This is a genomic window from Pseudomonas sp. FP215 (assembly GCF_030687795.1).
Taxonomy (GTDB): Bacteria; Pseudomonadota; Gammaproteobacteria; order Pseudomonadales; family Pseudomonadaceae; genus Aquipseudomonas; species Aquipseudomonas salmasensis.
This window is the reverse complement of the sequence record NZ_CP117447.1, coordinates 5,155,712-5,176,528: the sequence shown is the minus strand read 5'-3', so window position 1 is coordinate 5,176,528 and position 20,817 is coordinate 5,155,712. Positions and strand designations below refer to the sequence as shown.

14 protein-coding genes are annotated in these 20,817 nt (G+C 59.1%); 6 read left to right on the top strand and 8 right to left on the bottom strand.

Going from position 1 to position 20,817, the window contains the following annotated elements:
- Positions 1–47: 47 nt before the first annotated feature.
- From PSH76_RS23430 to PSH76_RS23405, 6 genes are all read right to left on the bottom strand, one after another.
- Positions 48–1,442 (bottom strand): OprD family outer membrane porin, encoded by a 1,395-nt coding sequence (locus PSH76_RS23430; RefSeq protein WP_003188488.1) that lies wholly within the window; start codon positions 1,440–1,442, stop codon positions 48–50.
- A 171-nt stretch (positions 1,443–1,613) separates the two neighbouring features.
- The gene (locus tag PSH76_RS23425; RefSeq protein ID WP_370874668.1) at positions 1,614–3,158 is read right to left on the bottom strand and encodes an ABC transporter substrate-binding protein; all 1,545 of its coding nucleotides are present in this window, start codon (positions 3,156–3,158) and stop codon (positions 1,614–1,616) included.
- A 366-nt stretch (positions 3,159–3,524) separates the two neighbouring features.
- Complete coding sequence (locus PSH76_RS23420) at positions 3,525–5,153, bottom strand: ABC transporter substrate-binding protein (protein WP_138761289.1); 1,629 nt, start codon at positions 5,151–5,153, stop codon at positions 3,525–3,527.
- Between the two features lie 258 nt (positions 5,154–5,411).
- Positions 5,412–7,013: an ABC transporter substrate-binding protein gene (locus PSH76_RS23415; protein ID WP_032893590.1), complete on the bottom strand. Its 1,602-nt coding sequence runs from the start codon at positions 7,011–7,013 to the stop codon at positions 5,412–5,414.
- Positions 7,014–7,093: 80 nt separating this feature from the next.
- The gene (locus PSH76_RS23410) at positions 7,094–10,450 is read right to left on the bottom strand and encodes a dermonecrotic toxin domain-containing protein (protein WP_305492998.1); all 3,357 of its coding nucleotides are present in this window, start codon (positions 10,448–10,450) and stop codon (positions 7,094–7,096) included.
- Positions 10,451–10,633: 183 nt separating this feature from the next.
- On the bottom strand, positions 10,634–11,347 hold the full coding sequence (locus PSH76_RS23405; protein WP_032893587.1) for an SIMPL domain-containing protein: 714 nt from the start codon (positions 11,345–11,347) through the stop codon (positions 10,634–10,636).
- A 205-nt stretch (positions 11,348–11,552) separates the two neighbouring features.
- On the opposite strand from PSH76_RS23405, the gene PSH76_RS23400 reads away from it, so the two are divergent.
- From PSH76_RS23400 to PSH76_RS23390, 3 genes are all read left to right on the top strand, one after another.
- Positions 11,553–12,815, top strand: coding sequence for an ATP-binding protein (locus tag PSH76_RS23400; RefSeq protein ID WP_003188495.1), 1,263 nt, complete (start codon positions 11,553–11,555; stop codon positions 12,813–12,815).
- Positions 12,808–13,368 (top strand): response regulator transcription factor, encoded by a 561-nt coding sequence (locus PSH76_RS23395; protein WP_003171731.1) that lies wholly within the window; start codon positions 12,808–12,810, stop codon positions 13,366–13,368. The genes PSH76_RS23400 and PSH76_RS23395 overlap by 8 nt, the downstream gene beginning before the upstream one ends.
- 100 nt (positions 13,369–13,468) lie before the next feature.
- Entirely contained in the window at positions 13,469–15,193 is a 1,725-nt protein-coding gene (locus tag PSH76_RS23390) for an ABC transporter ATP-binding protein/permease (RefSeq protein ID WP_305492997.1), read from the top strand.
- A 708-nt stretch (positions 15,194–15,901) separates the two neighbouring features.
- Here PSH76_RS23390 and PSH76_RS23385 read toward each other — a convergent pair.
- Positions 15,902–16,339, bottom strand: a complete 438-nt coding sequence (locus PSH76_RS23385) for a YhcB family protein (RefSeq protein WP_032893585.1) — start codon at positions 16,337–16,339, stop codon at positions 15,902–15,904.
- Between the two features lie 146 nt (positions 16,340–16,485).
- Between PSH76_RS23385 and PSH76_RS23380 the strand changes: the two genes are divergently transcribed.
- The 3 genes from PSH76_RS23380 to zapE all read left to right on the top strand — a co-directional run bounded on the left by PSH76_RS23380 (position 16,486) and on the right by zapE (position 19,661).
- Positions 16,486–17,115 carry an alpha/beta hydrolase gene (locus PSH76_RS23380; RefSeq protein ID WP_032893584.1) on the top strand — a complete coding sequence of 210 codons (630 nt, stop codon included), beginning with the start codon at positions 16,486–16,488 and terminating at the stop codon, positions 17,113–17,115.
- Between the two features lie 16 nt (positions 17,116–17,131).
- Entirely contained in the window at positions 17,132–18,487 is a 1,356-nt protein-coding gene (locus tag PSH76_RS23375; protein ID WP_305492996.1) for a tryptophan--tRNA ligase, read from the top strand.
- A gap of 79 nt (positions 18,488–18,566) precedes the next feature.
- Positions 18,567–19,661 carry a cell division protein ZapE gene (zapE, locus tag PSH76_RS23370; protein ID WP_032893582.1) on the top strand — a complete coding sequence of 365 codons (1,095 nt, stop codon included), beginning with the start codon at positions 18,567–18,569 and terminating at the stop codon, positions 19,659–19,661.
- Positions 19,662–19,786: 125 nt separating this feature from the next.
- Here zapE and PSH76_RS23365 read toward each other — a convergent pair whose 3' ends face one another.
- Positions 19,787–20,707 (bottom strand): GlxA family transcriptional regulator, encoded by a 921-nt coding sequence (locus PSH76_RS23365; RefSeq protein WP_186607426.1) that lies wholly within the window; start codon positions 20,705–20,707, stop codon positions 19,787–19,789.
- Positions 20,708–20,817: the final 110 nt, after the last annotated feature.

The window sequence follows — 20,817 nt, the reverse complement described above, 5'->3', positions numbered from 1 at the left end:
GCGTAGGCGGCGGGCTCGTCCTGAGCTCGCCGCCTGCCTGGCACTAATTAAAGGATGTTGAACGGGATGGTGGTAACCAGACGGAACTCTTTGATGCTGCCGTCGGACTGGAACTCGCTGCCACGGTGCTCAACATAGGTTGCGCGCACGGTGGTGGCTTTGAGTGGGCCGCTCTGCAGCGCGTAAGAGGCGCCTACACCGTATTCCTGGTGCTTCTCGCCGTCCTGGGACTGGATGCCGTCATAGGCAAACTTGGCCCGGCCATTGTTGCCGGTGTAGTGGGTACCGTCGATGCCCCAGCCGCGTGCCGAGTAGGCGTTGAACTTAAGGCCAGGTACGCCGTATTCAGCCATGTTGATGGCATAGGCGATCTGGAAGGATTTCTCGTTCGGGCCGTTGAAGTCAGACGTCAGGGAGTTGGCCAGGTAGATACCGTTGGTTTCGTGCAGGTAGTCGAAGTACTCGTTACCGTTCACTTGCTGGTAGCCGAAGGTCAGGCTGTGTGCCTGGTGAGTCAGGCCCAGGGAGAGGGAGAAGGTATCGTTGTCGATTTCCCCCATCTCTTTTTTGCCTTCATCGACAGTCTTGTAGTAGTTGAAGCCGGTGGTCAGGCCCAACTGCTGCGCGTCGCCCAGCTCGTGGGTGGCGCCGAAGTAGTACTGGTTCCAGAAGTCCTTCACGTTGGCGGCGAAGAAGCTGGTCTTCAGGCTTTTCAGCGGCTGGTAGTTCACACCCAGGGTCGACACTTTGTCGGTTTCTGCGCCGTTGCCGTATTCGCTGCGGAATTTCGACAGGCTCTGCTCGCTACGTGGCGAAACGCGGTCGAACACGCCACCCTGGAACGACAGGTTGCTGAACTCTTCGCTGTTAAAGCTCACACCCTGGAAGCTGGAAGGCAGGGCACGGTTGCCGATGGTGTCGACGATGCCGCTGCTGAAGTTCTGACGGCCGGCGGTCAGTGTGGTGTTGGACACACGGAATTGCACGTTGGCCAGGCCCAGTTTGCTCCACTGGTCGACAGCGTCGCCGTTGGAGTCGGCCAGGGTACGGTTGGAGCCACCCTTGATATCACGCTTGCTGCGGTCCAGCACCAGGGCGTTGTACACCGCCACTTCAGTCTTGACCCCAACGGTGCCCTGGGTGAAACCCGAGCTGGCGTTGAGGATGGTGCCTTGCACCCAGTTGGTACGGTTGCGGTCGGTCAGGGTCTGGCCGTGCTTCTGGTACGAGAAGGTGCCCCCACGGTATTTGCTTTCATGGGAGTACCAGTTACGCGTGGTGCCGCCCAGGCTGAAATCTTCGATAAAGCCTTTGGCCTCGCTTTGGGCGCTGGTGCCGGCCAGGGTGGTAGGAACGAAGTCCTGGCTTTGCGTTTCAGCGTAGGCGGTGGCCGTGATGCTGCTGATGGCCAAGGCCAGAAGCGCTTTGCTGCTCAGTTTCATGGGTGAAGCTCCTTTGGTTCTCTTTTTTAATGCCGGTCTTTTTGGGTGATCCGGCTATTGGGTGTGGAACTCGTTCAAGCCATTGCAAACGTTTGGCGTAGGAAATTTCCCAACAAAAGCCTGCACGTTTGCCGGGGAGCCGATTTCGCTCCCCGCCATCCGGTTATTGTCTTATGGGTTGATGCTGACGCCCGAGAACACGTTGCGGCCGAAGGGGCTTACCTTGAAGCCTTCGACTTTGGCGCTTAACGGCTGGTTGACCGTCGAGTGGGCGATAGGCGTGATCGGCACCTGCTGCTTGAGCAGTTGCTGCGCCTGTTTGTACAGAACAGTCCTTTGTTCGCGGTCGGTCACGACCTTGGCTTGCTTGATCAGCTTGTCGTACGCCGGGTCGCACCACATGGAGTAGTTGTTCCCGCCGATGGCGTCGCAGCTGTAGAGGGTGCCGAGCCAGTTGTCCGGGTCACCATTGTCGCCGGTCCAGCCGATCAGGCTGACATCGTGCTCACCGTTCTTGGTGCGTTTGATGTACTCGCCCCACTCATAGCTGACGATCTTGACCTTGAGGCCGATCTTGGCCCAGTCGTTCTGTAGCATCTCGGCCATCAGCTTGGCGTTGGGGTTGTACGGGCGCTGCACTGGCATAGCCCACAGGGTGATCTCGGTGCCTTCCTTGACGCCGGCGGCCTTGAGCAACTCCTTGGCTTTTTCCGGGTTGTAGGCGGCATCCTTGATGCTGTCGTCGTAAGACCACTGCGTCGGCGGCATGGCGTTGACCGCCAGTTGCCCGGCGCCCTGGTACACGGCGTTGAGGATGCTCTGCTTGTTCACCGCCATGTCCAGCGCCTGGCGTACTTCAAGCTGATCGAACGGCTTGTGGCGCACGTTGTAGGAGATGTAGCCAAGGTTGAAGCCCGGCTTGGTCAGCAGCTGCAGGTTCGGGTCGGCCTTGAGGGCTTCGACATCGGCGGGGCGTGGATGCAGGGTCACCTGGCATTCGCCGGCCTTGAGTTTTTGCACGCGTACCGAGGCGTCGGTGTTGATGGCGAAGATCAACTGGTCCAGCTTGACGCGGCTCGGGTCCCAGTACTGTTTGTTGCCCACGTAGCGGATCTGCGAGTCTTTCTGGTAACGCTGGAACACGAACGGGCCAGTGCCGATCGGCTTCTGGTTGATGTCGCTGGGCCGGCCTTGCTTGAGCAACTGCTCGGCGTATTCGGCCGAGAGGATCGCGGCAAAGCTCATGGCGATGTTCTGCACGAACGCGGCGTCGACCGTGTTCAGGGTCATCACCACGGTGTAGGGGCCTGTTTTCTCGACCTTGGCGATGTTCTTGTTCAGGCTCATCCCGTTGAAGTACGGAAACTCGGTCGGGTAGGCCTTGCGAAACGGATGGTCGGGGTCAAGCATGCGGTTGAAGGTGAACAGCACGTCGTCGGCGTTGAAGTCCCGCGTCGGCTTGAATTCCTTGTTGCTGTGGAATTTCACCCCTTCACGCAGGTGGAAGGTGTAGGTCAGGCCATCCGGGGAGATATCCCACTTGGTTGCCAGCCCAGGGACGACGTCGGTGGCGCCTTTTTCGAACTCCACCAAACGGTTATACAAAGGCTCCGCCGCATCGTTGTCGGTGGCGGTGGTGTATTGCGCAGTGTCAAACCCTGCCGGGCTGCCTTCGGAGCAGAACACCAGGCTCTTCTTTTCGGCGGCTTGGCCCATCGTGGCCACGGCCAGCAGGCTGGTGGCAAACAGAGCGGATACAACGGTTGTATGGCGCATGACGTTCCCGGTCCTTGTTTGTAGTTATCAACAGCGAGCCTTCCTGCTGGCGTGCAGCCAGGCAGACCTCACTGATCCCACACACAGCAAGTGCCCTTCACCAGAATGATGCCGCTGCTGTCCTACGACCTTATGGGGCGCTGACCTTGCAGTAAATGCGTCAATTCTGACTGACCTTGTAGGCAACGGAGGCACGGGTCGCAGTTCATTGCTGTAAGACGGCAACGCTTGCAAACGTAGTCTGTTTCCTAAGGTCCAGGCGGATGGAATAACGGCGACGTTATGAAACGTCGCCGTTATTGATCCTTACTTGCCGCTGACGCTAACGCCGTAGAAGGAGTTCAAGCCAAACGGGCTGATCTTGAAGTCCTGTACGGTATTACGCATGGGTTGATACACCGTCGAGTGCGCGATAGGTGTCATCGGGACTGCATCTTTGAGGATATGTTGCGCCTGCTTATACAGCTCGGTGCGTTTGGCGACATCCGATGTGGCCTTGGCTTCTTTCACGATGCCGTCGAATTTCTTGTCGCACCACTTGGAGAAGTTGTTGCCCGACAGCGAGTCGCAGCCGAACAGCACGTTCAGCCAGTTGTCCGGGTCACCATTGTCGCCGCTCCAGCCAATGATCATGGCCTGGTTCTCGCCGCCCTTGGAGCGCTTGATGTACTCGCCCCACTCGTAGCTGACGATGTTGACCTTCAGGCCGATCTGTTTCCAGTCGTTCTGCAGCATCTCGGCCATCAACTTGGCGTTGGGGTTGTAGGGGCGCTGAACCGGCATGGCCCACAGGGTGATCTCGGTGCCTTCCTTGACGCCAGCGGCCTTGAGCAGCTCTTTGGCTTTGGCAGGATCGTACTTGGCATCCTTGATGGTGTTGTCATAGGACCACTGGGTCGGCGGCATGGCGTTGACTGCCAGCTGGCCGGCACCCTGGTACACGGAGTCGATGATCTGCTGCTTGTTCACCGACATGTCCAGGGCTTCACGGACGCGCAGGTCAGCCAGCGGGTTCGCGGCGGTCTGGCCCTTGAGTACTGGCATGACGTTATAGGCGATGTAGCCCAGGTTGAAACCGGCCTGGTGCGGCAGTTTCAGGTCCTTGTCCTCACCCAGCGCCTTGAGGTCGGCCGGACGTGGGAACAGGGTGATCTGGCATTCGTTTTTCTTGAGCTTCTGGATACGCACCGACGGGTCAGTGGTGATAGCGAAGATCAGGTTGTCGATCTTCACGTCTTCAGGTTTCCAGTAGTCCTTGTTGCCGGTGTAGCGAATGTTCGAATCTTTCTGGTAGCTCTTGAACACGAACGGGCCAGTGCCGACCGGCTTCTGGTTGATGTCGGCAGGCTTGCCTTCCTTCAACAGCTGCGCAGCGTATTCGGCGGACTGGATCGAGGCGAAGCTCATGGCCAGGTTCTGGATGAACGCGGCGTCCACGGTGCCAAGGGTGAACTTGACAGTGTGGTCATCGACTTTTTCGATGTTCTTGATGTTGGTGTCCATCCCCATGTCCGTGAAGTACGGGAACTCGGTGGGGTAGGCCTTACGGAATGGATCGTCTTTATTGATCATCCGGTTGAAGGTGAACAGTACGTCGTCAGCCGAGAATTCACGAGTAGGCTTGAAGTACGGGGTGGTGTGGAACTTGACGCCTTCGCGAAGGTGGAAGGTATACGTCAGGCCATCCGGGGAAACGTCCCAGCTGGTGGCAAGGCCAGGAACGACGGCAGTGCCGCCACGTTCGAACTGGCTCAGGCGGTTGAACATGGTTTCGGCCGAGGCATCGAAGTCTGTTCCGGTGGTGTACTGGCCTGGATCAAAACCGGCCGGGCTCCCTTCGGAGCAGAACACCAGGTTAGTTGCCGCAAGGGCTACGGGGGCTGCGGCCATAAGGCCAGCGCTCACTAATAACGGAAGGACTGCGTGTTTAAGCATGTTGGCCTCATGATTTGTTGTCATTTTTGGTGGTGAGGGCGACCTCGTGAGTCGGCCTGCGGATACTTATGCAGGCGCCATACCCAATGCAAGATGCAGAGCGGTTGCAAAGGGAAAACTGTGGTACGAACGTACAGGAATGTCGCAATTATGAAAGTTTCGACACAAAAGTGCTTGTTTGGAGGGTTTTTTCGGTGCAAATGGCGCACCAAAAAAGCCCAGCCGAGGCGTCTAGCGCACTCGGTTGGGGCGCGGCTGTTACTTATCTAGACCCACACCGTAGAACGGCGTTAGCCCAAACGGGCTGATCTTGAAGTCCTGCACTTGCTTGCGCATAGGCTGGAAAACCGTCGAGTTCGCAATAGGCGTTATAGGTACTTGTTCCTTAAGGATTTTCTGTGCCTGTTGATACCACTTGATGCGCTGCTCACGGTCACTGCTGACCTTGGCCTGCTGCACCAGCTTGTCGTAGGCCGGGTTACACCATTTGGCGTAGTTGCTGCCCTTGACCGCGGCACAACTGTAGAGCACGCCCAGCCAGTTATCGGGGTCGCCGTTGTCGCCGGTCCAGCCATAAATCATTGCATCGTGCTCGCCATTTTTGGCGCGCTTGATGTATTCGCCCCACTCATAGCTGACGATGTTGGCCTTGATGCCGACCTTGGCCCAATCCTGTTGAATCATTTGTGCGGACATCCGCGCATTCGGGTTTGAGGCGCGTTGTACGGTCATTGCCCACAGGTTGATGGTGGTACCTGGTGCAACCCCTGCTTCTTTTAGTAGCAACCGTGCCTTGGTCGGGTCGTAGGGGGCGTCCTGGATGTTCGGGTCATAAGACCACTGCGCGGGAGGCAGTGCGTTCTGCGCCAATTGCCCGGCGCCCTGGTACACGGCCTTGATGATCGCGGGCTTGTCGATGGCCATGTCCAGGGCCTGGCGCACCTTGAGCTGGTCCAGCGGCGGGTGAGTCACGTTATAGGCCAAAAATCCCAGGTTGAAGCCTGCTTGTTGCAACACGCGCAGGTTGGGGTCTTGCTTCATCACCTCGATATCGGCGGGGCGCGGGTAACCGCTGACCTGGCATTCGCCGGCCTTGAGTTTTTGCAGGCGTGCGGCGGCGTCCGGGGTGATGGCGAACACCAGGTTGTCGAGCTTCACGTCCTCGGGTTTCCAATACTGTTTATTGGCCACGTAGCGGATCTGCGAGTCCTTCTGATAGCGCTTGAACACAAACGGCCCGGTACCGACCGGTTGCTGATTGATCTGCTCGGCCTTGCCTTCTTTCAACAGTTGGGCGGCGTATTCGGCCGATTGCACCGAGGCGAAACTCATGGCCAGGTTTTGCACGAACGAAGCATCGACCGTGTTCAGGTTGAACCGCACGCTGTGCTCGTCGAGTTTTTCGACGCTCTTGATCGTGGTGTTCAAGCCCATGTCGGTGAAGTAGGGCGACTCGGATGGGTAGGCCTTGCGAAACGGGCTCTGGGCATCGAGCAGGCGATTAAAAGTGAACAGCACGTCATCGGCGTTGAAATCGCGGGTCGGGGTGAAGAAGTCGGTGGTGTGGAACTTGACGCCTTCACGCAGGTGAAAGGTGTACGTCAGGCCATCCTTCGAAACATCCCAGCTCGTCGCCAGACCAGGCTCCACCTCGGTGCCACCGCGCTTGAACTGGGTCAGGCGGTTGAACACGGTTTCGGCGGAGGCATCGAAATCGGTGCCACTGGTGTACTGGCTGGGGTCGAAGCCGGCGGGGCTGGCTTCGGAGCAGTAGACCAGCGTCGTGGCGGCCTGGGCCATCGGCATAAAGGCCACAAGGCTTGCGGCGAGGAGCAGTGGCTTGACGGCGATTCTTTGCATAAAGACCCCTGAAATGGCGGGCATATTAAAGCTGCCCAAACGAAAACGGCGGTGACCGAGGTTACCGCCGTTCAGCTGGCTTAGGTAGGAGATACGTTTATGCGGGGGGAGACTTCTATCCGGATGGGAGCCGATTTGTCGATTGTAACGGGCTGGCCATCTATTTCATTACTTTCACGAAGGGTGAACGTTCGAGTGGCTGTTATGTTCACGTCATCGGCGAGGGTGGACTCACCTCTAACCGCATATTTCAGGTGCCATTGGGTGGTTATGGTGACCTCTGTCTCATTTTTTAAAGGGTTGTAGTCGATGACGTACCGCCTTTTGCCAACATTGCTGCTAAAGCCGGGCTTCACTCGGGGAGGCTGCAATTCAAACCACACAGGAGCGGAAGAGCCTTGATGAGCTACCTCTGAAATTGCCGCTCGCATGTCAGGATCGGGCACGATGTGCTCAAATTTATCGATCCCGTCCCTTATAAGCCCCTCACGAATCGGCTCTTCTAAGTTATTGGGGATAGTCATTCCTGCTATCTGCCGAGATATGTCGATTTCAACGTTCTCCAGGCCAGGGCGCCTTATTGTGTAAGGGTCTCGGTTGATGTCTTTGATAAATTGTTCGGAGTAATTGCTGGTACCGAACGGGGATGAGGAGGCTCTTTCCGATGCGGATACCGTGAAGTCCCCGCTGTCGGCTGTCCAAGAAAAGACAGGGCGATTCTTTAAAACACCGTTATCCTCCTCGACGCTGATGCCATATTTATAGTTCGCTTGCTCTTCAACGTTGAAATACTTGTCGAATATGTCAGCGCCTTTCATTTTGGTACCGTCTAACTCAATAAAATTATCCGATACCTGTGCAGGGGTTTTTATATCGTTACTGAGTGTCGGGGACTCAGTTCGCGGCCACGGCCACTGCCACTTCACCCCGCCATCGCCCTGGGCACGGGCCCACTCTCCATCACGCCCGGGTGTGATGATCATCAGTCCCGCGCCGTTATCAGGGTTGATGACTCTGGCAAACACATCGCCGGTGCGGTAACGCCCCGATATCTCAAATACCTTGCTCGCCCCCGTCTCATCGGTAAGGCGCACGAATTGGCGCAGTGCTCCCTGGCTGTCGGATATTCGGTAGACACCCAGCGCGTCGCGGGGCGCATCCTTTATCAACTGTTCACCCTCGGGGACAGCATAGGGCGCCATCGGCAGTAGGGGGCGGGATTTTGGCGCCGGAGCCCCCGCGTCGTTGACCACCTGAGTACCGCTGGATGGCCCGGGTTTTGGTTCTTCAATTTTGGTGATTTGTGGTTGAGCAAGCGGGTTTCTCACCGGCAGTTCTTTCTTCGGCGGCAGTGCAAAAGGATCTTCAGGGACGGTACTCGCCCCGATGGAAAATAATGTGTTCAGCACACCATCGAGTGCTCGGGAGGCCCCGTTGTCGCGTTCCGCCTCGGTGTCTCCGGACGCGGATTGTTCGAACCCCAGCCCCAGTTCGGTCAGCCCGGCAATTACTGCGGCACCGGTGACCGGTGCTGCGATGGGAGCAAGCTTGGCCAGTAACCCCGCGGCCACGGTAATGTCATTGAGCCATGTGTCCCGCGTCACTTCGCTGTTGGATTTGACGACAACGTCGGTATCACTCGTCATGCGTTGTTTGGCAGCGGTTGCCAGGGTGGAAAACACGTCCCCCTCGATCTTTGACTGACTGCTTTTATTCAGCGGTGTTTTCAGAGCGTCGGCGGCCATTTTCTTGAAGAGGGCGTCCAGGCCATCTTGCGTGTCGCTAATACCTGTAAAGCTCCCGCCCGGTACGAACCCGCTTGCCAGTTGTATGAGAACGCCAGGCTTACGGTTCTGACGATCAGCCAACGAGAAGTGCGCGAGCAGCGACTGGCTTTTTTTCGGGTCCTTGGTCTGGTCAATCACCCATTGATTGAGCTTGTCCAAGGAGTCGAAGCGCAGAAATGCCGGTTTGGCTCCAGGTAGGTAGAGCACTTGCCGGCCAGCGTCGTCGTTGCTGAATCGAAGAATGTCGCTGGATATAAAACCGTGGATATCAAGGGCATGCACTTGGGGGGTGCTGTTTACTGGCGCTTTAGCCTGCAGCTGTTCAAGGCTCAGGGGGGTGTTTTCGTCGAGTGGAATATTGTTTGCCGCCGCCATTACCAGGCTGTAGTCGCCACGGGTGAACTGATGTTCGGGGGCTTGTAACGCTCGCTCAGCAGATGACCCGGCTTCGGCGCTCTTCAGTTGTTCTCGGGCCTGGGAAACAAACTCGCCCTTGATTACCGTCTGGTAGTCATCGGTATGCGCGCTCCAGAACGCGTCGAATTTCTGGGTCATCTGGGTCTGAAAGTCGGTTTTCCAGCTTTCGTGCATCACTTGGGACGGCTTGAGGTCGATTTGATTGTGTTTTCCGTAGCCGCCGTTTTCGCTTTGCCCGGCAGGCTGGGTATACAAACCCGCGTCGAGGTCGAGGTTGCCAGGCACCCAGTCGTGCTCGGAGAAGTTTTTCAGCAGGGCGTCGGGCAAGCGCAGCGAAGACCAGGGCTCCTGGAATGTGTGTTCCCAGCCGGTCGCCGTGTCCGCGCTTTCGCCGCCTTTGAAGCGATTCAAGTAGACGGTGTCGGAGTCGATAGGTTTGCCCGTGAGTTTGAGCAGCAGGTCATCCGCCCACTTCTTGGCTTCTGCCCGCGTATTGGGCAGGTTGTTGGCGACCTCAACCGCCAGGCGCTTGTAAGCCAAGGCCTGTGGTGCGGTGCTGTAGTACCTGGCGGCGTTGTGTTGTTGCACTAGCAGCGCCTGTGCCGAGCGGCTGCTGGCAGGGCGCAGGTGGTCATCGGCGGGGATAGGGTCGAAGGTGTCTTTATGTTCCAGGTGCCTGATTTGCGCACGGGCCTGTGTCAGTGTTTGCGGCAGGGAAACGCCTTCAAAGTTGGCCACCACTTTTGCGCTGACCTGTATGGAGTCCTCGCGCAGCCTCACACGCAAATCACCGTTATTGCCAGGGGCGATAACTTTTGCGGCGTCCAGCAATGGCCCTGAAACTTGCCCCCAGCCTGAGGTATCCGACAGTTGAAAGGTTTTGGTTTTGCCCTCGACCTCGGCCGACAAGGTACCGGTAGAGGGGTTGATTGAAAGCAGGGTGTCTGGAGCGAAGTGTTGTGCGCGCAGCCAGCTCTGGACAACGGAGTTTTCCAAAAGCCTGCGATACAGCCCGAGCCATTGACCCAGGGTACTTTGGGGCGGGACGGTTATAAGCCCGGCATTGCCGTGTAACACCTTGCGCTGTGCGGCCTCGAGGTAGGCCTTGAGCAGTGCTGTTTCGTCGGGTTGGACGGGATTGGCTGTTGGCGGGACTGCGGGTGGCGTCTGCGCTTGAGTGCTCGGTGTCGGATGCAGTGATGCAGAGGGTATTGGATTGATTGATAGGGACATGAATTCGGCTCTCATTGTGTGAATAAATGCCAGCACAGCCCTCCCTGGTAGCTATGGCAGTAATTGAGTCGTGAAAGCCGGGCACTTGATTCCTGCCAGATATGCTGCTGGATATGACGTGGCGCCAACGCAAAAAAAAGGCGCACGCCCCGTGGGGCTGCGCCTCTGTCCTGTCTAAAAAAGTTACTGTAAAACTTCGATCACGCCGTCGGCACTCATAGTGACCTGGCTGGTGCCGGCTTCCACTTCAGGCGTCGGCGCTGAATCGGCCATGGCGGCTTTCATCATCATGCCGCCATTGCGGGCGTAGGGCATCGGGTAGCCATTGGTGTTGAAGTTCAGGTTGACGATCTTGTAGCCCTTGCCGCCGAGTGCATCGGTAGCCAGTTGCGCGCGCGCCTTGAACGCCGCCACCGCGTCTTTGAGCAGCGCATCTTCGCTGGCCTTGCGGGTGGCGTCGGCGATGGCGAAGTCCATGCTGTCCATTTTCAAGGTGTTCAACAACTCGCCGGTGAGTTTGGACAGCGCCGGGAAGTCCGCGCTTTCCAGGCGCAGCTCGGCGCGTTCACGCCAGCCGGTGATCTTCTGGTTCTTGCTGTCGTAGATCGGGTAGCTGTTGCGGCTGCCCTGGCGCAAGGTCACGCCTTTGACCTCGCGGGCCTGGCCCAGGGCCTGGTTCAGGGTGGTGGTGATTTCGGCGGCGAGCTTGGCCGGGTCGGCGTTTTGCGATTCGGTGTAAAGGGTGACGATCATCTTGTCGCGGGCCACTTCCTGGCTGGCTTCGGCGCGCAGGGAGATCTGGTTGTAATGCAATGCATCGGCGGCCATGGCCGGCAGGCTGGCCAGGGCGCTGGCGCTGAGGGTAATGATGGCTGCACTGCGAATGAAACGAGACATGGAAGCTCCTTGAGATAGTCGTGCTCGGTAAGACTGTAGACGTTGGCACTGGGTTCTTCGGGTTTACACATTACCTACAAGTTATGCGGGCGGCGACGAACGGTCATTTGCCCGGCCTGCGTCAAAGAGCCACACACGCCGTGCCAGCCGGTCTGCTTCGTTTATACTCGTGCCGATCCGCCTGCAGCGCTCAACGGGAGAGCTCATGCTCGCCGCCGTAAAACTGACTTCCGCCACTCGCCAGAACCTTTGGCGCCTGACGTTCATTCGCACCCTGGTATTGGCCGCACAGGCCGGTTCCGTCGGGCTTGCCTATTGGTTCGACCTGCTGCCGCTGCCCTGGCTGCAACTGGCCGTGACCCTGGGTTTTTCCACCGTATTGTGTGTGTTCACCGCCATACGATTGCGTACCACCTGGCCTGTGACCGAGCTTGAGTACGCCCTGCAACTGGCCTGTGACCTGTTTATCCACAGCGTGTTGCTGTACTTCTCCGGCGGTTCCACCAACCCCTTTGTCTCCTACTACCTGGTGCCTTTGACCATCGCCGCCGTGACCCTGCCGTGGCGCTATTCGGTGGTGCTGTCGGGCATCGCGCTGACGCTGTACACCTTGCTGTTGGCGCAGTTCTACCCCTTGCAGACATTCCCCATCGCCCGGGAAAACCTGCAGATCTACGGGATGTGGTTGAGCTTCGCCCTGTCGGCGGCAGTCATTACCTTCTTCGCCGCACGCATGGCCGAAGAACTGCGCCGCCAGGAAGAACTGCGCGCCATTCGCCGGGAAGAGGGCCTGCGTGACCAGCAGTTGCTGGCCGTCGCCACCCAGGCCGCCGGCGCCGCCCATGAGTTGGGCACGCCGCTGGCGACCATGAGCGTGCTGCTCAAGGAAATGACCCAGGACCATCACGACCCGGCCCTGCAGGACGATTTGAGCGTGCTGCAGGAGCAGGTCAAACAGTGCAAGCTGACGCTCCAGCAACTGGTGCGCGCCGCCGAAGCCAATCGCCGTCTGGCGGTCGAAATGCAAGACGTCACCCAGTGGCTCGATGAGGCGCTCAACCGCTGGCACCTGATGCGTCCCGAAGCCAGTTACCGTTTCAACCTGCTGGGCCAAGGCAGCGTACCGCGCATGGCGCCACCGCCAGACCTGACCCAGGCGCTGCTCAACTTGCTGAACAATGCAGCCGACGCCTGCCCTGAAGGCCTCGGTGTGCAGTTGGACTGGGACGCCGAAAACGTCACCATCAGCATTCGTGACCATGGCGCGGGCGTGCCGTTGGCCATTGCCGAGCAGATCGGCAAACCCTTCTTTACCACCAAGGGCAAAGGCTTCGGTCTGGGCCTGTTTTTGAGCAAGGCCAGCGTGACCCGCGCGGGCGGCTCAGTGAAGCTCTATAGTCATGAGGAAGGTGGCACGCTCACCGAGCTGCGCCTGCCCCGTGTCGCACGAGGAGATATCGATGAGTGACGAGATCCAAGTCGAAGGCGAAGAACTGCCGCACCTGTTGCTGGTAGATGACGACGCGACCTTTACCCGCGTGATGGCACGCGCCATGAGCCGGCGCGGTTTTCGCGTCAGCACCGCAGGCTCTGCCGAAGAGGGCCTGACCATCGCCCAGGCCGACCTGCCGGACTACGCCGCCCTGGACCTGAAAATGGACGGCGACTCGGGCCTGGTGCTGCTGCCCAAGCTGCTGGAACTTGACCCGGAAATGCGCGTGGTGATCCTCACCGGTTACTCCAGCATCGCCACCGCCGTCGAGGCAATCAAGCGCGGCGCCTGCAATTACCTGTGCAAGCCGGCGGATGCCGACGACGTGTTGGCCGCCTTGCTGTCCGAGCATGCCGACCTCGACACCCTGGTGCCGGAAAACCCGATGTCGGTGGACCGCCTGCAGTGGGAACACATCCAGCGTGTGTTGACCGAACACGAAGGCAATATCTCGGCCACCGCCCGCGCCCTGGGCATGCACCGCCGCACGCTGCAACGCAAGCTGCAGAAGCGCCCGGTACGACGCTGAACGGCGACTGAACAACCCGCTTCAGGCTGCACGGACGCACGAACCGATCACCTATGATCGGTTCAAACGCCTGTCATTCTTTTCCTACCGAGCCTGAACGATGAATCAGAACGCTGAATACCGCGCGGTCAACGATGCGGTGCGTGGGCAATTCTTCCGCCGAACCTGGGCCATGATCACACCCTATTGGCGCAGCGAAGAGAAGGGCAGGGCCTGGCTGCTTCTAGCCGCAGTGATTGGCCTGTCGCTGTTCAGCGTGGCGATCTCCGTGTGGATCAACCACTGGTACAAGGACTTCTACAACGCCCTGGAGAAGAAGGACACCGCGGCCTTCTGGCAACTGATCGGCTATTTCGGCGGGATCGCGGCGGTGGCGATACTCGGTGCGGTGTACCGCCTGTACCTGACCCAGATGCTGACGATCCGCTGGCGCGCCTGGCTCACCGAAAAACACTTCAGCCGGTGGCTCGCCCACAAGAATTACTACCAGATGGAGCAGGGCGGCTACACCGACAACCCGGACCAGCGGATCTCCGAAGACCTCAACAACTTCACCTCCGGCACCTTGAGCCTGGGCCTCGGCTTGCTGCGTAACGTGGTCAGCCTGGTGTCATTCTCGATCATCCTGTGGGGTGTCTCGGGCAGCATCGAAGTGTTCGGCGTCACCATCCCTGGCTACATGTTCTGGTGTGCGTTGCTGTACGCCGCCGTGGGCAGTTGGCTGACGCACCTGATCGGCCGGCGCTTGATTGGCCTGAGCAACCAGCAACAACGCTTTGAGGCGGACCTGCGTTTTTCCATGGTGCGGGTGCGTGAGAATGCCGAAAGTATCGCCTTGTACAACGGCGAGCCGAATGAAAGGCAACGCCTGAGTTCGCGCTTCGGCAAGGTCTGGCAGAACTTCTGGGACATCATGAAAGTGTCCAAGCGCCTGACCTTTTTCACCGCCGGCTACAGCCAGATCGCAATCATCTTCCCGTTTATCGTCGCCGCGCCGCGCTACTTCACCGGCAAGATCGAGCTGGGCGAGCTGATGCAAATCAACTCGGCGTTCGGCAACGTACAAGAGAACTTCAGCTGGTTTATCAACGCCTATTCGGAGCTGGCGACCTGGCGCGCCACCAGCGACCGTCTGCTGAGTTTCCAGCAAGCCATGAGCGACAACGAGCAACGCACGCCGGCGATCGACGTGCGCCCTGAAGGCGAGCGCCTGGTGATCCAAGACCTGGGCATGGACCTGGCCGATGGCCGCCATTTGCTCACCGACGCCGACATGACCGTGGAGCCTGGCCAGCGCGTCATGCTCAGCGGGCGTTCCGGCAGCGGCAAGAGCACGTTGCTGCGGGCGATGGGGCATCTGTGGCCCGCCGGGCATGGCAGCATCCGCCTGCCGGCGACGCGCTACCTGTTCCTGCCGCAAAAGCCTTACTTGCCGATTGGTACGCTCAAGGCCGTGTTGAGTTATCCACAGGACGACAGCGTCTATGCGCCAGAACGTTATGCACAGGTGCTGGAAACCTGTCGCCTGCCCCATCTGGTCAGCCGTTTGGATGAAGCCAACCACTGGCAACGCATGCTCTCGCCCGGCGAGCAACAGCGCCTGGCCTTTGCCCGTGCGTTGTTGTTTGCGCCGCAATGGCTGTACATGGACGAAGCGACCTCGGCGATGGATGAAGAAGACGAGGCAACCCTGTACCAGGCGTTGATTGATGAACTGCCGGGACTGAGCATCGTCAGCGTTGGCCACCGCAGCAGCCTCAAGCGTTTCCACGGGCGGCATGTGCGCATTGACGGTGGGCGGTTGCAGGAGCAACAACTCACTTGAGCTCTTGTCCGCTCCTACAATTGGTGGGGTGTCTGAGGCAGGTGTGTCAACGGGCACACCGCTATCGCAGCATAGGTATCTACACAAACTTTGGTGAGACGCTGGACCTGTGGCGAGGGAGCTTGCTCCCGTGACGACTGGATAGCCGACCCTGTTCTAACTGACGCACCGAGAGTTAAATGTGGGAGCTGGGTTGCCTGCGATGGCGGCCTGGCAGTCAACACAGTTGGACCGGGTACATATCCGTTATTTAGGTAACGGCCACCTAGGGTTCCGCCCTGACGGCGGCTCACTTTCGAAAAGCGCGAAAGTAAGCAAAGCGCTCTTGCCCCACCACTCGGCACCTCGCCTAGGCTCGGTGTGCCCGTAATCCGCCAGTGATTTGGGGGGCCGCCGCCACGCGCCATCCATGGCGCGGGGCGGCTAAACCGGCATCCCTGCCGGTTTACCCCCCCAAATCCCTGTCGAATTCCGGCCAGCGTGGTTTGACGGGGCGCCTGAGATCAAGAGCAGATCAAGATCAAGAGCGGCTCGCTTCGCATCGTGGTTACCGTCGGCTGCTACAGGCTACAAAGTTGTGTAGATACCTATGGCCATCGCAGGCAAGCCAGCTCCACAGGGGGCGGGGTTGTCTGGTGGTTCAGGCACCCAACAAAAAAGCCCGGCTGATCATCGATCAGCCGGGCTTTTTTATTGCTCGAAGATGACTTACTTCTTCAAGCCGTAATGCTCATCCAACATGCCTGGGGCGTTCGGCGTTTTTGGCGCGTAGTCCCGTGGTGGCTCCTGGTTTTCCCGTGGCGGGGTCAGGCGTTCCCGTGGGGGTTGCGGTGCATCGGAATGCAGCGCTGCCAGCAGGCGCTGGCGGGTGATGTCGTCGAGGGCCAGGCGGTTAGCGCCATCGGCGAGATGATCCTGTACTTCCTGGTAGCTCTGGGTGAGCTTCTTGACCAGGGTCGCGGTGCTGTTGAAGTGGGTAACAACCTCGTTCTGATAACTGTCAAAACGTTCCTGAATGTCATCCAACTGACGCTGCGTGCGGTTAGGCGCGGCATTCGGCAGCAGGCGGGCAACCAGGAAACCAATGGCGACACCGGCAACCAGGGCAAGAGTCGGCAACAACCAAACTAAGAGCGAGTGTTCCACGAGTCCTTCCTCTATAAACGGCTTTGCTTTACGTTAACGGCTCAAACCTGCGCTGTATACCGCGATTAAGCTCGCAATGATGCCATGCACAGACTTTTAGCTAGACGAGTCGACCCCTTGAGAGGTCACGGAGTTCATCCTTGCTCATGCGTGAAACCCCCGTTTTGATCGATGGCCCGGTGGGCCAATTGGAAGCCTTGTACCTGGATCACCCCGAACCACGTGGCCTGGCGCTGGTTTGCCACCCTAACCCGGTGCAGGGCGGGACCATGCTCAATAAAGTCGTCTCGACCTTGCAACGCACCGCCCGCGACGCGGGTTTGATTACTTTGCGTTTCAATTACCGGGGCGTCGGTGCCAGTGCCGGTACTCACGATATGGCCAGCGGTGAAGTCGACGATGCTGAAGCGGCCGCCACCTGGCTGCGGGAAAAGCACCCGGACCTGCCGATCACCTTGCTGGGTTTCTCCTTCGGTGGTTACGTGGCTGCCAGTCTCGGCGGGCGTTTGGAAGCCAAGGGCGAGAAGCTCGCGCACTTGTTCATGGTGGCTGCGGCGGTGATGCGCCTGGGCGAGTCGGACGTGCTGCCCCAAGGCTGCCCGTTGACCCTGATCCAACCGGAAAGCGACGAAGTGGTCGATCCGCAAGTGGTCTACGCCTGGTCCGCCGCCCTGAAACGCCCCCATGAGTTGCTGAAAGTGGCAGAATGCGGACACTTTTTTCACGGCAAGCTGACCGATCTTAAGGATCTGGTGCTGCCACGCCTTTCGAATTGATGACAAGCGATCACCCATGACGACCCGTACCCGTATCCTCACCGGCATCACCACCACCGGCACGCCGCACCTGGGCAACTACGCCGGTGCGATTCGCCCGGCGATCCTCGCCAGCGAAGACGCGAATGCCGACTCCTTCTACTTCCTGGCCGACTACCACGCCCTGATCAAATGCGATGACCCGCAGCGCATCCAGCGCTCGCGTATGGAAATCGCCGCGACCTGGCTGGCCGGTGGCCTGGATGTGAACCGGGTGACGTTCTACCGCCAGTCGGACATCCCGGAAATTCCGGAGCTGACCTGGCTGCTCACCTGTGTTGCCGCCAAGGGCCTGCTCAACCGCGCCCATGCCTACAAGGCCTCGGTGGACAAGAACGTCGAAAACGGTGAAGACCCGGATGCGGGCATCAGCATGGGCCTGTACAGCTACCCGGTGCTGATGGCGGCGGACATCCTGATGTTCAACGCGCACAAGGTGCCGGTGGGCCGCGACCAAATCCAGCACGTGGAAATGGCCCGCGACATCGGCCAGCGCTTCAACCACCTGTTCGGCAACGGTAAAGAATTCTTCACCATGCCCGAAGCGTTGATCGAAGAAAGCGTGGCCACCTTGCCGGGCCTGGATGGTCGCAAGATGTCCAAGAGCTACGACAACACCATCCCGTTGTTCACCAGCGCCAAGGACATGAAGGACGCGATCTCGCGGATCGTCACCGACTCCCGTGCCCCAGGCGAAGCCAAGGACCCGGACAATTCGCACCTGTTCACCCTGTACCAGGCGTTCGCGACCAAGGCCCAGGAAGCCGAATTCCGTGGTCATTTGTTAGAAGGCCTGGGCTGGGGCGAGGCGAAGAACCGTCTGTTCCAACTGCTCGACGGCCAGCTCGGCGAAGCACGCGAGCGTTACCATCAACTGATGTCGCGCCCATCGGACATGGAAGACCTGCTGCAGGTCGGCGCCAAGAAGGCCCGCGCTGTGGCGGCACCGTTTCTGGCCGAGTTGCGTGAGGCGGTGGGCCTGCGTTCGTTCGTCAACCAGGCGGCGCCGCCGGTCGCCACCAAGAAGAAAGCGGCAAAGGCTGCGCGGTTTGTGAGCTTCCGTGAAGCTGACGGCAGCTTCCGCTTCCGCCTGCTGGCCGCTGATGGTGAGCAACTGCTGCTGTCGCGCAACTTTGCCGATGGCAAAGCGGCCGGCGCGGTGACTAAGCAACTGCAAAGTGGTGATGCGCTGGACGTGCGCGCCGAGGCTTTGAGCTTCAGCGTGTGGCTGGACGGCGCCGCAGTCGCTGACAGCGCCGAGTACGCCGACCAAGCTTCGCGTGACGCGGCCATCGAAGCCTTGCGCGCTGCGTTAGCCCCAATCGAGGATTAACCCGACCAAGGGTTGATTGCCATTATCCAGGGCCGTCGTTACAGTGTCGGCCCGTTTTTGTTGCCTTGCTAACGAAATTATGACGCCCCTAGAACGATATCAAGCTGATCTGAAACGCCCCGAGTTCTTCCACGACGCGGCCCAGGAAAATGCCGTGCGTCATTTGCAGCGCCTGTACGAGGACCTCGTGGCCGCGTCGCAAAGCAAACCAGGGATGTTCAGCAAGCTGTTTGGCAAGAAAGACCACACGCCGGTCAAGGGCCTGTATTTCTGGGGCGGCGTGGGCCGGGGCAAGACTTACCTGGTAGACACCTTCTTTGAAGCACTACCGTTCAAGGAAAAGGTACGTACGCACTTCCACCGCTTCATGAAGCGCGTGCACGAAGAGATGAAGACCCTGCCGGGCGAGAAAAACCCGCTGACCATCATTGCCAAGCGTTTCTCCCAAGAGGCCCGGGTGATCTGCTTCGATGAATTCTTCGTCTCCGACATCACCGACGCCATGATCCTCGGCACGCTGATGGAAGAACTGTTCAAGAACGGTGTGACCCTGGTGGCCACGTCGAACATCGTGCCCGATGGCCTGTACAAGGACGGCCTGCAACGTGCGCGCTTCCTGCCGGCCATTGCGCTGATCAAGCAGAACACCGATATCGTCAACGTCGACAGCGGCGTCGACTACCGCCTGCGTCACCTGGAGCAAGCCGAGCTGTTCCACTTCCCGCTCAACGAAGCCGCACACGAAAGCCTGAAGAAAAGCTTCCGTGCGCTGACACCGGAATGCACCCAGGCGGTGGAAAACGACAAGCTGATGATCGAGAACCGCGAAATCATCGCGCTGCGCACCTGCGATGACGTGGCCTGGTTCGATTTCCGCCAGCTGTGCGATGGGCCGCGTAGCCAGAACGATTACATCGAGCTGGGCAAGATCTTCCACGCCGTGATCTTGAGTGGTGTGGAACAGATGGGCGTGACCACCGACGATATCGCCCGACGCTTCATCAACATGGTCGATGAGTTCTACGACCGTAACGTCAAGCTGATCATCTCGGCGGAAGTCGAACTCAAGGACCTCTATACGGGTGGTCGCTTGAACTTCGAATTCCAGCGCACCCTGAGTCGCCTGCTGGAAATGCAGTCCCACGAGTTCCTGTCGCGCGGGCACAAGCCTTAAGCACGCTATAAATCAAATGTGGGGCTTGCTCGCGAATGAGATCTGTCAGTTGATGAATAAGTCGACTGACAGTCCGCATTCGCGAGCAAGCCCGCTCCCACATTTTTTTCCGCGTTCAACCAGGGTCAGGCGGCTTGCTGGAATTGCTGCCTGTACTGGTTGGGCGACAACTCCGTGTGCTGCCTGAACAACCGCGCAAAGAAACTCGCATCGTCGTAACCCACCTCATAACTGATGGTCTTGATGCTCTTGCGGCTGCCCGAGAGCAGGCCCTTGGCGGTCTCGATACGCAGGCGTTGCAGGTAATGCAGCGGCTTGTCACCGGTCGCGGTCTGGAAGCGGCGCATGAAGTTGCGGATGCTCATGCCGTGTTCCCGGGCGACGTCTTCAAAGCGGAACTTGTCGGCAAAGTGCTCTTCAAGCCAATGCTGGATCTGCAGGATGATCACATCCTGGTGCAGCTTCTGCCCGCCAAACCCGATCCGCCCCGGTGAATAGTTGCGCTGCACCTCATAGAGAATGTCGCGGGCCACCGCCTGGGCGATGTTGGCGCCGCAGAAGCGTTCGATCAGGTAGATATAAAGGTCGCAGGCCGAGGTGGTGCCGCCGGCGCAGTACAGGTTGTCGGCGTCCGTGAGGTGCTTGTCCTGATTGAGCTGCACCTTGGGGAAGCGCTCGCTGAAGGCATTGAAGAAGCGCCAGTAGGTGGTCGCCTCCTTGCCATCGAGCAGCCCGGCTTCGGCCAGCCAGAACACCCCGGTGGCCTCGCCGCACAGCACAGCCCCGCGAGCATGTTGTTCGCGCAGCCACGGCAGCACCTGGGGGTAGCGGGTGCACAACGCATCGAAGTCGTCCCAGAAGGCCGGCAGCACGATGATGTCGGCGTCTTCGAGGCCGCCGTCCACCGGCATGATCACATCGCTGAAGCTGCGCACGGACTGGCCGTCGGGGCTGACCAGGCGCGTTTCGAACCCTGGGGTCAGGCCCAGGCCTTGCTGTTTGCCATGGCGCAGGCTGGCGAGATGGAAGAAATCCTTGGCTTGCATGAGGGTGGAAGCGAATACCCGATCAATGGCCAAAATGCTGACGCGCCGCAACGGCGTGGAGATTTGGTTAGACATAATTTCATTTATTCTTATAGGGGAAAGTGGTCACC

Coding starts and splice junctions, on each gene's coding strand:
- PSH76_RS23430 (WP_003188488.1), bottom strand. CDS start 1,442: ATGAAACTGAGCAGCAAAGCGCTTCTGGCCTTGGCCATCAGCAGCATC.
- PSH76_RS23425 (WP_370874668.1), bottom strand. CDS start 3,158: ATGGGCCAAGCCGCCGAAAAGAAGAGCCTGGTGTTCTGCTCCGAAGGC.
- PSH76_RS23420 (WP_138761289.1), bottom strand. CDS start 5,153: ATGCTTAAACACGCAGTCCTTCCGTTATTAGTGAGCGCTGGCCTTATG.
- PSH76_RS23415 (WP_032893590.1), bottom strand. CDS start 7,013: ATGCAAAGAATCGCCGTCAAGCCACTGCTCCTCGCCGCAAGCCTTGTG.
- PSH76_RS23410 (WP_305492998.1), bottom strand. CDS start 10,450: ATGTCCCTATCAATCAATCCAATACCCTCTGCATCACTGCATCCGACA.
- PSH76_RS23405 (WP_032893587.1), bottom strand. CDS start 11,347: ATGTCTCGTTTCATTCGCAGTGCAGCCATCATTACCCTCAGCGCCAGC.
- PSH76_RS23400 (WP_003188495.1), top strand. CDS start 11,553: ATGCTCGCCGCCGTAAAACTGACTTCCGCCACTCGCCAGAACCTTTGG.
- PSH76_RS23395 (WP_003171731.1), top strand. CDS start 12,808: ATGAGTGACGAGATCCAAGTCGAAGGCGAAGAACTGCCGCACCTGTTG.
- PSH76_RS23390 (WP_305492997.1), top strand. CDS start 13,469: ATGAATCAGAACGCTGAATACCGCGCGGTCAACGATGCGGTGCGTGGG.
- PSH76_RS23380 (WP_032893584.1), top strand. CDS start 16,486: ATGCGTGAAACCCCCGTTTTGATCGATGGCCCGGTGGGCCAATTGGAA.
- PSH76_RS23375 (WP_305492996.1), top strand. CDS start 17,132: ATGACGACCCGTACCCGTATCCTCACCGGCATCACCACCACCGGCACG.
- zapE (WP_032893582.1), top strand. CDS start 18,567: ATGACGCCCCTAGAACGATATCAAGCTGATCTGAAACGCCCCGAGTTC.
- PSH76_RS23365 (WP_186607426.1), bottom strand. CDS start 20,707: ATGCAAGCCAAGGATTTCTTCCATCTCGCCAGCCTGCGCCATGGCAAA.